At 51.5% G+C, this 13234-nt stretch carries 16 protein-coding genes; 10 read left to right on the top strand and 6 right to left on the bottom strand.

Annotated elements, in window-relative coordinates; genetic code table 11:
* The first annotated feature begins 81 nt into the window (after positions 1-81).
* From INT22_RS02085 to INT22_RS02060, 6 genes are all read left to right on the top strand, one after another.
* Entirely contained in the window at positions 82-1200 is a 1119-nt protein-coding gene (locus INT22_RS02085; protein ID WP_193059585.1) for an ABC transporter permease subunit, read from the top strand.
* A complete protein-coding gene (gene pstA / locus INT22_RS02080) occupies positions 1200-2624 on the top strand; it encodes a phosphate ABC transporter permease PstA (RefSeq protein ID WP_193059586.1) in 1425 nt (474 codons plus the stop codon). Before INT22_RS02085 ends, pstA begins: the two co-directional genes overlap by 1 nt.
* A complete protein-coding gene (gene pstB, locus INT22_RS02075) occupies positions 2618-3433 on the top strand; it encodes a phosphate ABC transporter ATP-binding protein PstB (RefSeq protein ID WP_089040211.1) in 816 nt (271 codons plus the stop codon). The genes pstA and pstB overlap by 7 nt, the downstream gene beginning before the upstream one ends.
* A gap of 30 nt (positions 3434-3463) precedes the next feature.
* Positions 3464-4189: a phosphate signaling complex protein PhoU gene (phoU, locus tag INT22_RS02070; RefSeq protein ID WP_193059587.1), complete on the top strand. Its 726-nt coding sequence runs from the start codon at positions 3464-3466 to the stop codon at positions 4187-4189.
* A 68-nt stretch (positions 4190-4257) separates the two neighbouring features.
* Positions 4258-4992 (top strand): sulfate transporter CysZ, encoded by a 735-nt coding sequence (gene cysZ / locus INT22_RS02065; protein WP_193059588.1) that lies wholly within the window; start codon positions 4258-4260, stop codon positions 4990-4992.
* Positions 4993-5117: 125 nt separating this feature from the next.
* Positions 5118-5597, top strand: a complete 480-nt coding sequence (locus tag INT22_RS02060; protein WP_193059589.1) for a copper chaperone PCu(A)C — start codon at positions 5118-5120, stop codon at positions 5595-5597.
* A gap of 98 nt (positions 5598-5695) precedes the next feature.
* On the opposite strand, the gene INT22_RS02055 is transcribed toward INT22_RS02060, so the two are convergent.
* From INT22_RS02055 to INT22_RS02030, 6 genes are all read right to left on the bottom strand, one after another.
* The gene (locus INT22_RS02055) at positions 5696-6016 is read right to left on the bottom strand and encodes a hypothetical protein (protein ID WP_193067579.1); all 321 of its coding nucleotides are present in this window, start codon (positions 6014-6016) and stop codon (positions 5696-5698) included.
* Between the two features lie 394 nt (positions 6017-6410).
* Positions 6411-6713 carry a hypothetical protein gene (locus INT22_RS02050; protein WP_193059591.1) on the bottom strand — a complete coding sequence of 101 codons (303 nt, stop codon included), beginning with the start codon at positions 6711-6713 and terminating at the stop codon, positions 6411-6413.
* A 300-nt stretch (positions 6714-7013) separates the two neighbouring features.
* Positions 7014-8330 carry a phosphate regulon sensor histidine kinase PhoR gene (gene phoR, locus INT22_RS02045; protein ID WP_193059592.1) on the bottom strand — a complete coding sequence of 439 codons (1317 nt, stop codon included), beginning with the start codon at positions 8328-8330 and terminating at the stop codon, positions 7014-7016.
* A 2-nt stretch (positions 8331-8332) separates the two neighbouring features.
* A complete protein-coding gene (phoB, locus tag INT22_RS02040) occupies positions 8333-9022 on the bottom strand; it encodes a phosphate regulon transcriptional regulator PhoB (RefSeq protein WP_009723274.1) in 690 nt (229 codons plus the stop codon).
* Between the two features lie 120 nt (positions 9023-9142).
* Positions 9143-10033 (bottom strand): 4-hydroxybenzoate octaprenyltransferase, encoded by an 891-nt coding sequence (gene ubiA, locus INT22_RS02035; protein ID WP_089040204.1) that lies wholly within the window; start codon positions 10031-10033, stop codon positions 9143-9145.
* Between the two features lie 34 nt (positions 10034-10067).
* The gene (locus INT22_RS02030; RefSeq protein ID WP_319022176.1) at positions 10068-10649 is read right to left on the bottom strand and encodes a chorismate--pyruvate lyase family protein; all 582 of its coding nucleotides are present in this window, start codon (positions 10647-10649) and stop codon (positions 10068-10070) included.
* An 87-nt stretch (positions 10650-10736) separates the two neighbouring features.
* Here INT22_RS02030 and INT22_RS02025 point away from each other — a divergent pair, with 87 nt between their 5' ends.
* The 4 genes from INT22_RS02025 to INT22_RS02010 all read left to right on the top strand — a co-directional run.
* Complete coding sequence (locus INT22_RS02025; protein ID WP_193059593.1) at positions 10737-11927, top strand: NAD(P)/FAD-dependent oxidoreductase; 1191 nt, start codon at positions 10737-10739, stop codon at positions 11925-11927.
* Positions 11928-12031: 104 nt separating this feature from the next.
* Entirely contained in the window at positions 12032-12304 is a 273-nt protein-coding gene (locus tag INT22_RS02020) for an HU family DNA-binding protein (protein ID WP_009723279.1), read from the top strand.
* Positions 12304-12660, top strand: a complete 357-nt coding sequence (locus INT22_RS02015; RefSeq protein ID WP_038479712.1) for a hypothetical protein — start codon at positions 12304-12306, stop codon at positions 12658-12660. The genes INT22_RS02020 and INT22_RS02015 overlap by 1 nt, the downstream gene beginning before the upstream one ends.
* Before the next feature lie 91 nt (positions 12661-12751).
* The coding region (locus INT22_RS02010; protein WP_193067578.1) for a LysR family transcriptional regulator at positions 12752-13234 on the top strand (483 nt) is incomplete at its 3' end.

Genomic DNA, 13234 nt, shown 5'->3' with positions numbered 1-13234 from the left:
TCATAAACAAACGATAGGGTAAGGAGACTTGACCATGCATGCTTATTTTCGTGATGGCTTTCGCTTTTCTATGATGTCGACATGATTCCTCCTCGGCTACCCTTCTCGCGTCAGCCGCTGCGCCATATACAAGACCGACTTGCTACCGGGCTTATCACCGCCGGTGGCATCGGTGTTTTGTTGGCAATTTTAGCGATTGGTGTGTTCCTTTTTTGGGAAACGCTACCCTTGCTCGCCTTTGGCGACACGTTCAGCCTCGCTAAACTCTCGCCCCTTGCCTGGGGAACGTTAAAAGCGGCACTGGCGGCCATGCTATTCGCAACGCCTATTGCCCTGGGCGCGGCAATGTACTCTGCACTATTCATGTCAGCACGACTCCGTAGCCGTTTGAAGCCAACGCTTGAGTTGATGGAAGCAGTGCCTGGCGTTGTCATCGGTTTCATTGCCGGTTTATTACTCGCCCCCTGGGTGGAACGAAACCTGGCTAGTGCCTTGATGATCATTATTTGGCTACCTCTTAGCGCAGCCTTAGCGGGATATCTATGGTATCGGACGGCCGCCCACGTTCGTCAACGACTACCGCTTTCTTGGGCAGGCTTATGGCTGATCCCCTGGTTGGCTGGCATGGCTGTACTGGCTATATGGATTGCTCCCATCATTGAACAACACTGGCTTGGCGGCGACCTGCGACGCTTGCTGGATCAACGTTATGGTCTTGATTACGCCACTCGAAATGCATTGATTGTAGGCATTGCGATGGGATTTGCGGTGATTCCCAGTATTTATTCACTCGCGGAAGATGCACTTGCCGATGTGCCCCCTACCTTAATGGAAGGTGCTCAAGCGCTAGGCGCTAGTCGCTGGCAAGCACTGTGGAAAGTTGCCCTACCCACGGCAGGTCCTGGGGTCTTTTCAGCGGTGATGATTGGCGCTGGCCGCGCCGTGGGCGAAACCATGATTGTGTTAATGGCCAGCGGTAACACCGCGCTCTTGAGTGCCAGTCCGTTTGAAGGGCTGCGTTCGCTATCAGCCTCTATCGCCATTGAGCTTCCCGAGGCATCTCCAGGTGGGCTGACCTATCACTTACTGATACTGGCGGCGTTGGCCTTGTTCATTTTTACCTTTGTGGTGAACACCCTGGCTGAAATTGTCAGACAGCGCTTGCGCCGACGCTATCAACGCTTAGGGAGCACACTCTAATGCGTTGGCAGCGGGCTGTTTTTTCAAACGTTGATTTTTTAAAAATGAGCGGCAGCGGGCTCTGGCCTTGGCTTTGTGCTGCCTGTGTGGCGCTTTCGTTATTAATGTTGGCAGCATTATTAACGCTGCTGACGATTCGGGGGTTAGGGCATTTTTGGCCAGCGCCGTTAGAGGAAGTTACCCTCAAGTCAGGCGACATCGTCATTGGGCAGTCAGTTCGTGAAACGACGCTGCCCAAAGGAGCAGGGTCAGAACGGCTCTATTTCACTGGTAATCAGGATATTACAGGAAGCAACTGGCAGTGGATTGCCATTGATGAGATTAGCCAACAGGCCGAGCCAACCGACCTTATCCGCTTAACGCGCACCCCATGGGGTGATTTTATAGGTCGCTTAATGACGCTGGAGAGTGGCGATCAACGGTTAACAGAACAAGCTGCCTGGGCCTTCATCCAGGATGCGCTTGCCTTGCCCGTCAACCAGCGGCCCCCTGGCACGTTAGTGCTAGCCACCGCCGATGGTCAAATACTTCGCCAGCCGCTGGCAAGTGTTACCTACTTTCAATCACCAAATGCTATGTCATGGGGACAAAAAACCATCGCCTGGGGGCAACGCATCTGGCAATTTCTAAGTGAAGGGCCACGCGCCGCAAATACTGGCGGAGGTGTCTGGCCAGCCATTTTTGGCACTGTCTTAATGGTCATTCTGATGTCAGTAATCGTTACTCCGTTTGGGGTTCTCGCTGCCATTTACTTAAACGAAATCGCTCACCAAAACCGCTTAACGCGCTTAGTTCGCATTGGCGTACGCAACCTGGCAGGTGTGCCCTCAATCGTTTATGGCGTGTTTGGCCTTGGGGTATTTGTATACGGAGTAGGCGGCTCTATCGACAGCTGGTTTTTTAGCGATGAACTGCCCTCACCCACATTTGGAACCGGCGGCCTTCTTTGGGCCTCGCTAACACTTGCCTTGCTCACGTTACCTGTGGTGATTGTCGCTACCGAAGAAGGGCTAGCACGCATACCCGATGCCCAGCGGGAAGGTGCCGTTGCACTGGGGGCGACACGTTTAGAAATGTTAACGCGGGTGGTGTTGCCCATGGCAACGCCCGCCATGCTAACGGGGATGATTTTAGCCGTCGCCAGAGCCGCAGGCGAAGTGGCGCCGCTAATGCTAGTGGGCGTTGCCAAGCTAGCGCCGCAAATGCCTGTAGATGGTGAGTTTCCCTACCTTCATCTAGAGCGCAAGTTTATGCACCTCGGCTATCATTTATTTGATACCGCCTTTCATGGTGAAGATGTGCAGGCCGCCATTCCGCTGGTTTTCGCCACTGCGCTGCTGCTGGTATTAATCGTACTCGTGCTTAATCTAACTGCCATATTTCTGCGTCATTATCTGAGGCGTCAGCGAGGAAACGAATGTTAGCGTCTTTATCGTCCAACAATGCGGCTCTCGCACCCGTGGCGCGTTTTTCTGCCGAACAGCGCTGCTTGAGCATTGCAAAGTTTCACCTCGCTTATGCGGGGAAAATGGCGTTGCGCGATCTAACATTAGACCTACCACGCCACCGTGTAACGGCCTTTATTGGCCCTTCAGGCTGTGGAAAGTCAACGCTGCTACGCGCGATTAACCGACTGCACGACCTTAATGAATCGGTAACACACAGTGGCCATATTCAGCTTGAAGGTCAGGATATTCATGCCCCGGACATGAATGTTACCGAGTTGCGACGGCGCGTTGGGATGGTGTTTCAAACACCCAACCCTTTCCCTATGTCGATTTATGAAAACGTGGCCTTTGGCCTGCGTTTACAGCAACGCTTACCCAAGCGGAAGCGAGACGACATTATCGAATGGGCACTGACATCGGCAGCACTGTGGGATGAGGTTAAAGATCGTCTGCACCGATCGGCCTGGCAGCTATCTGGCGGCCAGCAGCAGCGCTTGGTCATTGCTCGTACGCTTGCCGTACAGCCGGATGTACTGCTACTTGATGAACCAGCGTCAGCCTTAGACCCGATCTCAACGCTGAAAATTGAAGAGCTGATTCGTAACCTTAAATCACAGCTAACGCTAGTGCTGGTTACCCACAATATGCAGCAAGCCGCGCGGGTTTCTGACTACACGGCTTTTTTGCAGCACGGTGAACTCGTTGAGTACGGGCCAACGGATCAAGTGTTCACCAACCCGCGTTTACAACGCACCGAAAACTACATCACCGGCCGCATCACCTAGGCCCCAAAGACATCACGTCAGGAGTGCTCAATGGATATTACGAGCGATAGCCACAGCCAACATATCTCTCGCCAGTTCAACCAAGAGCTGGAGGAGCTAAAAACCCACCTGATGGCCATGGGCGGTCTGGTGGAAAAACAAGTGCAAGATGCTGTTTTTGCGCTACTGGAAGGTGATAGCCGTCTTGCTGAGAAAGTGCGCGACAATGACCGCCAAGTGAACGACCTGCAGCTGCAAATTGACGATGAATGTACGCGGGTATTAGCGCGTCGTCAGCCCGCAGCTTCCGATTTGCGCTTAGTGCTGGCGGTTATTCGCGCAACTTCTGACCTTGAGCGTATCGGCGATGAAGCCAGCAAAATTGCTCGAAATGCACTACTGTTGAGCGAAAGTAGCGGCAGTATTCGTGGTTTAGTCGAAGTACGCCATATCAGCGAGCACGTGCGTAAAATGCTTCGCGATTCACTTACCGCTTTTGCGCGTTTTGATACTGATCTTGCAATGCAAGTTGTGCGCGAAGATGAGTTCGTTGACGATGAGTATGGTAGCGCCATGCGTTCGCTGATGACCTTTATGATGGAAGACTCACGTTCGATTAGCTCCGTACTTAGCATTATGTGGGTGCTACGTGCCTTAGAACGCGTGGGTGATCATGCCAACAACCTGGCGGAGTACGTTGTCTACTTGGTCAAAGGGTTAGATATTCGCCATAGCGATCCCGACACGATCGACCCGCAGGTACTTAAAAAATCTTGACCTAGCACGCGATTCCTCCTGCAATACGCCCAGATATCCCCTCTGGGCGTTTTTTCTAAGGAGCAAACATGTTGGATGCGATGACAGCGCTGAGTCGAGGCACTCGCTTGGTCTACCAGAAAGGTCTGCGGCGCTATATTTTCCTACCTATCGTGGTCAATATAATCGTTTATGCCAGCATGCTCAGTTTCGTGGTCAGCCGCTTTTCTGGCTGGCTAGACAGTGCGATGACAATGGTGCCAAGCTGGCTTGAGTGGCTCTCATGGCTAATCTGGCCACTGTTCTTTATCAGCCTACTGCTGGTGATCTTTTTTACCTTCACCCTGGTCACCCACTTAATCGCCGCACCTTTCTATGGTTTTTTAGCCGCGAAGGTAGAGCGCCAAGCAACAGGACGTGAACCCCTGGATGACCGCGGACTCGCTAAAACCGCCGTCGATGCCTTGGGTCGTGAGCTAGTCAAACTCGGTTATATTCTGCCACGCATGGTGATACTGTTTATCATTAGCTGGATACCTGGCCTGAACCTGATAGCGCCTATTTTGTGGATCCTTTTTTCCGCGTGGATCATGGCAATCACTTATTTAGATTATCCTATGGATAACAATAAGGTTACGTTTCGCGATATGCGTACACGATTATCGCAACGGTGGTGGCCAAGCCTCACCTACGGCGGGTTGATCATGTTAGTGACCTGGATTCCTCTCGCCAACCTGTTCTTAATTCCCGGCGCGGTGGCAGGTGCCGTCTTAATGTGGGACGACCACTACCGCGGCACGCGCGACATTACGCCTCATCGCTGATGGCTTAATCGCTATAACGCTGACACAACCTATTTGTTACCTTAAGGTTGTTTGGCTTCACTATTATTCTCAAGATTAAGCATAAGCCTTGTTAAGAAGATAAGGCCCCTACAAGGAATACGACCATGCTGACCCGCGCACTCTGGTTGACGGCTCTCCTCACTGGCTCAATCTCTTTCGCGTCGGCTCACGACGTTCAAACCGACCAGTTAAGGATCGCTCATCCTTTTGCCACGCCAACTCCCCCCGGTGTGGCAAATGGTGCCGCTTATCTGGATATTACGGCTCATACAGAGTCCGTCACACTGGTCAGCGCGCAGACACCTGTGAGCGAAAGTGTTGAGCTACATGATATGCAGATGGAAGGCGATATGATGAAAATGCGCCACGTCAGTGCTATCGAAATCGCTAAAGATGAAACGCTAACAATGCGCCCAGGTGGCGGCTATCACTTAATGCTAATGGGATTACATCAGCCATTGGCAGAAGGTGACCGGTTTCCCATCACGCTCGAATTTGCCCAGCAAGACGCTATTGAAATAGAAGTTTGGGTTCAAAGCGCCCAAGAAGGAAGCACCGCCGCTGACCGCCATCACCAGCATTAACAGGATCAATCGATCACCGTCTTAACCACAAAAACCCCGCCGAAGCGGGGTTTTTGCTATAAAACTTATTTGTCACACACGTTTAACCATCGCCCTCTTTACCAGCGTGTACTGCTACCTTCTTCACGGTTGAGTTCTTCAGCGCGATAACCTGCTCGCTCTTTAGAGTCATCATCAGCGTCACTGGCACGGCTTGAAGGAGCATATATCAGAGTATTCTCATTATCATTGATCAAATCTTTAGCTGAATAGGTTGCAGGGCCCGATGTGTTACGAGATTGAGGTTGAATAATTTCTTGGTTCTCAGCACGTCCTTGATTCAGCTCAATGGAAGAGTGTGCAAACGCTAATGGACTTGCGATAAGCCCCAACGATAAGCCTACAACCACAGTGCTTTTAACAAATGATTTCAACAACATAAATAAAAACTCCTTGCTATATGGAGCAACCGACAATGCAATGATACAAGGTACCTTCTTTTGCCAATCGCAAAACGTGTCATCTGAATAATTGCATTTTTAACACCAAGAAACAGTGGGCAACGTAACAATGATTATACTATACACAAAAAATTAGACCCCACCGAAGTGGGGTCTTGAGCACTCTTAGTATCGCGATACGTAACACTAGCTTCCTATCCGTTTGAGGGGCTCCAGCCTTGGAATTAACCCTAACTAGCGTGTTGACCGTCGAAAGATTCAATCCTTGAATCTAGGAGCATCCATGCAATTTGACATCCATGCCTCTGAATAGCTCATCCGTAAGCGTAAGAGTTATAGTACCTTTTGAAAAGATAAGTAACCAAAGTTAATGTTACATTCCGCTATTTTCTTCAGGCAACTCATCTGTGCTGTCATAGCCAGACTCTGAATCGTCCTGGCTAGTTGAACTAGGTTCCATGTCGCTGGCGTTATCGCCTTCGTCATGAGTCAGCTCTTGGCTATCATAATCACTTGAATCTGTTGTACTTTCGGATTGAGTCTCAACAGGCTGCTCGTCAGGGGAAATATTGTTCGCGGGGTCTGCTGGCTCTTGAGCGAATGCTGCAGGGCTAGCCACTAAACCGAACGCTACACTTAAAATACCAGCTTTCTTGAGTAGTTCCTTGGACATCATGTTCCGTCTCCTAGATCGCTGTTCAGGTACTGCTTAAATAGTAAGAAAGACGGCCTTTCGGCTTACCAAATCCTATGGTTTTCTCTCTTACCAAGTACCAAGACACTTGCAGACGATGTGCCAAAAAATCAAAAATTATATAAAAAATCAAACAAAACAAACACTTAGTCAATAAAAAATAATAGAAAGGGCGCTTAAAGCGTTTGCAGATCAAGCAGGGAAAGTGGTTAGAAATGGCACATGAGTATTATGTGACCATACTTGTATGACAAGCATGACACACCTATACATCACTTGTACTTAAACAGAATTGCGCGAGGCGGACTCGCTTTTGACAACACGTGAAGACGGAAAAACACAGCGAAAGAGGGCTCCTTCGCCAGGGCGAGATTCAATTTGTAACAATGCGTCATGTCTTAGCAACACATGCTTTACAATCGCTAGACCAAGCCCGGTACCACCCGTTGCGGTACTACGCCCTTTATCAACGCGATAGAAACGCTCGGTTAAGCGTGGAATATGCACAGGGTCAATTCCCTCACCATCGTCGTCAACTTCAATACAAGCACTGCCATTGGGCATGGTTTTCCAGCGAAGTGTTATCTGACTACCCTCTGGCGTATACCGCACAGCGTTAAACACTAGGTTTGAAATAGCGCTATGCAGTTCCTGCTCGCTGCCGATCAGACGGGCATCGCTCTCAAGCGCGACTTGAACACTGTGCTGTTGATTAGAGAGCGCTAGCGCATCGCGGCGAATGGCGTCGAGCATTGGCCCTAACGCCAACGCATGATGATCCTCGCCACCTTGATCAATTTCTAACCGAGAGAGCAGTAGCAGATCATTGACTAAGTTTTGCATACGCTTCGTCTGCTCTTCCATCTGAGCAATACCTCGGCCCAAACGTGGTGGAAGTTGCTCTTTTAAGTCGCTGTAGGTTTCTAAATAACCCATCAATACCGTTAGCGGTGTGCGTAGTTCATGGGAAACATTGGCGACAAAGTCACGACGCATCTGCTCTAAACGATGCAAGCGGGTAATATCTCGCGCCATTACCAAGCGCTCATCATCACCATAGAGAGTAATTTGATATTGAAGGATATGCCGTTCATCGATGGGCGACGTTAAGGTCAGCGGCTCACCGTATTTACGTGCATTAAAGTAGCTGATAAATCGCGGGTCACGAAGCAGGTTGGTAATGTGCTGGCCACGGTCGTGGGCTGTTTGCAAGCCCAGCATTTCTGTCGCGGCACTGTTCCACCACTCCAGGTCGCCATGTCGATCTAGCATAACGACACTGTCACGCATCGCTTCGGATGATTCCTGAATACGTGCAAGGGTGGCACGTAAGCGATTCTGAGTAATCCGTTGGCTCTTTTGGTAGCGATACAAGCGATCAAAAAGCTCGCCCCACATGCCGCTCGCAGCAGGGGGTTCATCATGAGGATGAAGCGTTAACCACTTAAAGAGCGCTCGCAATTGGCGCAGTTGATACACCAGACAAACGGCAAGCCCCGCAGCAACTCCAAGACCTGGCATACCCAGCAACCACCCCAGACAAGCGCCCAAAGCGGCCAGCCACGCAATTCGCCATAGTTCTCGGCTCCACAGGCGCACCGTTACACCCGCGCGGAAAAACGGTACCCAGTGCCTCTCACCGTTTGAATGAGACTCTGGTGAGCTTCTCCTAAGGCCTTACGTAGACGTCGGATGTGAACATCTACCGTCCGCTCTTCAACGTATACGTTACCGCCCCACACTTGATCGAGCAGTTGGCTACGTGTATAGGCGCGCTCTTGGTGCGTCATGAAAAACTGCAGCAGACGGTACTCCGTCGGCCCCATTTCTAACGCCTTACCGTAAGCACTCACACGGTGGCTCACTGGGTCTAATAGCAAGCCATTAATTTCAATAGGATCTTCGACACCTCGGGGGGTAGTACGTCGCAATACTGCTTTTAAGCGCGCCACCAGTTCGCGGGGAGAGAAAGGCTTGGTGATATAGTCATCCGCCCCAGCCTCAAGCCCTTGAATCTTGTTATCTTCTTCGCCTTTAGCGGTCAGCATAATGATAGGCACCTCGGCGGTGGCTTCTTCACGCTTTAAGCGCCTTGCAAGCTCAATACCACTGGTGCCCGGCATCATCCAATCCAGCAAAAGCAGATCTGGCTGGTGGTCAACCATCATCGCGTGGGCATCCTGGGCGTTATCCGCTTCAAGAACGCGATAGTCAGCCATTTCCAGCGCCACTGCGATCATCTCGCGAATAGGCGCCTCATCATCGACAATCAAAACGGTCTTGGCGGTCATTCCAGGGCCTCACGGTGTTCAATGAAAACTAATTAAAAAAATAGTTTAAAAAACAGTTCAAAGACATGTCAGTGACGATAACACCATGACTCGATGACAATTTTATGACATAGAGGATATTTAGCCAGTTATTGGCCACCAACTTAGTGCAATACCTGCAAAAATTAACAAGCCAGACCAATGATTATTAAGAAATGCTTGGAAGCAGCGGTCGCGCTCACGGCCAGCGATTAAGCGTTGTTGGTGGACAAACGTAGCGGCCATAGCGGCTAGCCCAAGCCAGAAAAAGCCACCTAAACCAACACGCCATCCTACCCAGGCAAGTAGTCCAAGTGCCGCCACTTGCAGTACACCAATGATCAGACGATCAGCGCTACCAAACAGCACCGCGGTAGATTTGATGCCAATTTTCAGGTCATCGTCGCGATCGACCATGGCGTATTGGGTATCGTAGGCAACGGTCCACAGCACGTTCGCGCTAAACAATAGCCATGCTTCAAACGGCACATGACCCAATACCGCACCGAATGCCATGGGGATCGCCCAAGAGAACGCAGCCCCCAACACTACCTGAGGTAAATGGGTGTAGCGCTTCATAAACGGGTAAATGAACGCTAATACAACACCCCCTATCGACAACAGCACCGTAAACCAATTGGTCAATAGCACTAAAATGAAAGCAGTGGCTACCAGCGCGATAAACAGCAGCTGCGCCTCGGTTTCACTGATACGACCAGTGGCTAGCGGACGATGTTTAGTGCGCTTTACATGGCCATCGAAATGACGATCAGCGTAATCATTAACCACGCAGCCCGCGGCGCGCATCACATAAACGCCAGCAATAAAGATCAGCAGAACATTCCGCCCAGGCACACCCTCTGCTGCTATCCACAATGCCCATAAGGTGGGCCACATCAATAGCCAAGTACCAATCGGGCGATCCAATCGCGTTAAATGTAAAAAATCAGCCACCCGAGCCCATCCCGTTGGCCTCAACAGAGAACGGTCCATGCTTACCTCTCAAAAAGAAAACGCTGGCGATAGCCTAGCGCGAAGACAGGGCAAGATCATCTGCCATGGTCGATAAAAAGTATTCCTGCACTAACAGCGATAGCCCACTGTGCTGAAACACTGAGCGCCGCCCCCATACGCTGTCTAAAAGCGACGCAGAGTGTTCCGCGACAAAGCGTGGCTGATGGCGAGTGGCGTAGAGTGGCCCACGCACCAGGTCAGGTTGTTGAAACAACCAGCTGCCTAATGAACGCTCGCCAAGCCCTTCTAACCCCTTACCTTGTAATTGACTAAGTGGCGCTACCGAGCGTGCTACTACCCAGGGCTTATCGCCGACACACAACGCTACTTCCCTCAGCCATGCATAGCGGCGCGGTTCAATTCCCAGCGCTAGCGCTTCGTCCCGCAGAGGTAAGCCAATCGTTTGACGTAACAATTGCACCCGAAATGCGTTTGTGCCGCCTGCGACGGTTAACCGCGTCGTTAAGGAGTCCGTCGATGCCACCCACTGCCACCACGAAGCGCTCATTGCAGGACGAGCCGCAGCAACAGGGAGCCAGTGAGGAAATAGTCGATGAGGAAATAGGCAAGCTTGCCGAACAGTAGGGGCGATCACCAAAGTCTCCAAGGCGGTCAATACACAGAAAGCTAGTGTAACATGGTGACCTCACAGGCTTTTGTTCCGCCGACTTTTGGTGACTGCATGCCCTCACACGAGATATCGCGATATTCCCATTCGGCACTGATTATTATTGGCACCGGCATGGCGGGGATTGGCCTTGCGCGCGCCCTACGCCGACAAGGCGATACACGTGCCATTACCCTTATCAGTGCCGATAGTGGCGATGATTACAGTAAACCGCTGCTTTCTACTGGCTTTGCGAAACGCTTAACGCCAGACCAACTCGCCCAACGTGACGCCAGCGGCGTCGCAGAAGAGCTGAACGCTGAGTTAATTACCCACACCCAGGTCGCACACCTGCATGTGGATAACCAATGCGTAGAACTCAGTAATGGCCAACAGCTCCACTATAACGATCTGGTGCTAGCCACTGGTGCGGCGCCCCATACGCCGTTCAGCGTGCCTGAAAGTGTCGCCAAACGATGCTTCACCATCAACGACTTAGACGAATATCGCCGCTTTTATGCCGCATTAGGCGCAGCGCCTACTAAACGTGTCGCGGTTGTCGGTGCTGGGCTGGTGGGCTGCGAGTTCGCCAATGATCTCCATGCTGGCGGCCACCAAGTCACCCTCATTGCGCCAGAAAGTACCCCGCTGCAACGTCTGCTCCCAGAACCACTCGGCCAAGCGCTGGCGGATGCTTTCCAAGAGGCAGGCATCCAACTTGCCTTAGGGCATAACCTAACAACACTGGCACTTAACGTAGATGACGTCCTATCACTTCGTCTTGATAATGGCGACCTTTATGCTGCCGACATCGTGTTACTCGCCACGGGTTTAGCTCCGCGCACTCAACTTGCCGAAGCAGCCGGGCTGACGGTTAGCCATCGCGGTATTGTGGTTGACCGCCAGCTACGCACCTCTCGACCAAACATATTTGCGTTGGGCGATGTGGCTTGCGTTGAGGGAGTTAACGCTATGTACGTGCAGCCCCTGCAGGCGAGCGTAAAAGCGCTGGCGTCAACACTCGCCGGAAAACCAACCAGCGTCAGCTTTGGGGCGTGGCCCGTCATTGTGAAAACGCCCTTACTACCCGTGGTTGCCTACCCACCGGTAACCACACCAGCACGGTGGAGAATTGAGGGAGAAAGCGGTGAAATGACAGCGATTGCTGAAAATAAAGACGGTCGTTTGATTGGATTTGCGTTGACAGGCAGCTGCGTGAGAAGGAAAGTGGAGCTTTCCAGAGTAGCACCTGCGCTGCTAGGCTGATTTTCGCCGCCTTAGCGACTAGGCTAAAAAAGTTAACCAGCTGGGCAGTGCTTCTAACAACACAGATGAACTTACGCTTGATTTCCACATAGGGAGATACCTTTATGCGCAAACCTGAACTCGCAGCCGCAATTGCTGAAAGCGCTGATCTATCCAAAGACAAAGCAGGCCAAGTCCTGAACGTTATCTTGGACGAAATCACTAACAGCGTTGCCAAAGGCGAAGATGTCGCTCTGATTGGTTTTGGAACGTTTACCGTACGCCAGCGTGCCGCACGTACTGGCAAAAACCCCCAAACTGGCGCGCCGTTACAGATTCCTGCCAGCAAAAACGTTGCGTTCAAGCCGGGCAAAGCGCTTAAGGACGCCGTTTCCTAATGAAACTCAAGCTGACGCTGTGGCTACTGAGCTTACTGCTTAAAAGAGCCCTGCGACGCAAGCCGCGCTTTCGTGAGCAACTTGAGCGAATGCGCGGTCTGGACTGGGGCGTTGCCACGGAAGACCTCAGCATTGCCCGGTATTATCGAATGGCGCCGAAAGGCATTGATACCGGCAAAGGGCTACCCGTTGACCTAGACCTTGAGCTTCGTTTTCGCGATCAGGATGCCGCGTTGAAAATCCTTAAAAAGCCGACGCAACAGGCATTTCTAGATGGCATGGTAGCCGGTGAAGTCCGCCTAGTGGGCGACTCTGCCGATATGAATAAGCTGCAGAAACTACTTAAGTACCTATAGCGTTATTATCGGTTTAGAGAAAACTACGAGGCTTGGGGACCCTTAGGGTAACGATTTATACAGAGCCAGTGCAGAGGCATAGCAGCTACCAGTGGATATTCCTCATCAGCGATTGGTTTACTTTCGCGTTACCCTTGAGTCTGGCTCAGTGCGCCGCGCAGCGGCGCGCTTGGACATTGCCCCCTCGGCGGTAAGCCGGCAAATTGCCTTGCTGGAAGAAGCCTTGGGGGCAACCCTGATGGAGCGTCATCGCGACGGCATTTCGCCTACCCCGGTAGGCGAAATGCTGCTTGAGTACTGCGAACGACGCGGCGCTCTTGATGAAGGCTTTATTGCCTCACTTGAATCCTACCAACGCATGGAAACCGGCAAGATATCGCTCACCGTCGGTGAAGGATTTGTCAGTGACCTAGTGGCGTCCCCTCTGCATGAATTTACCCAACGCTATGCGGGCATTCAGCTCGATATCCATACCGCAGGCACATCGGGGATAATTGATGCCATTATCAGCGATCACAGCCATATCGGCTTGATGTTCCATGAGCGTACCCTGATCTTACCCAGCAACAGTGGA

This window comes from Halomonas sp. 3D7M (genome assembly GCF_014897885.1).
Lineage (GTDB): Bacteria > Pseudomonadota > Gammaproteobacteria > Pseudomonadales > Halomonadaceae > Vreelandella.
This window is presented reverse-complemented; position numbering and strand designations above follow the sequence as displayed.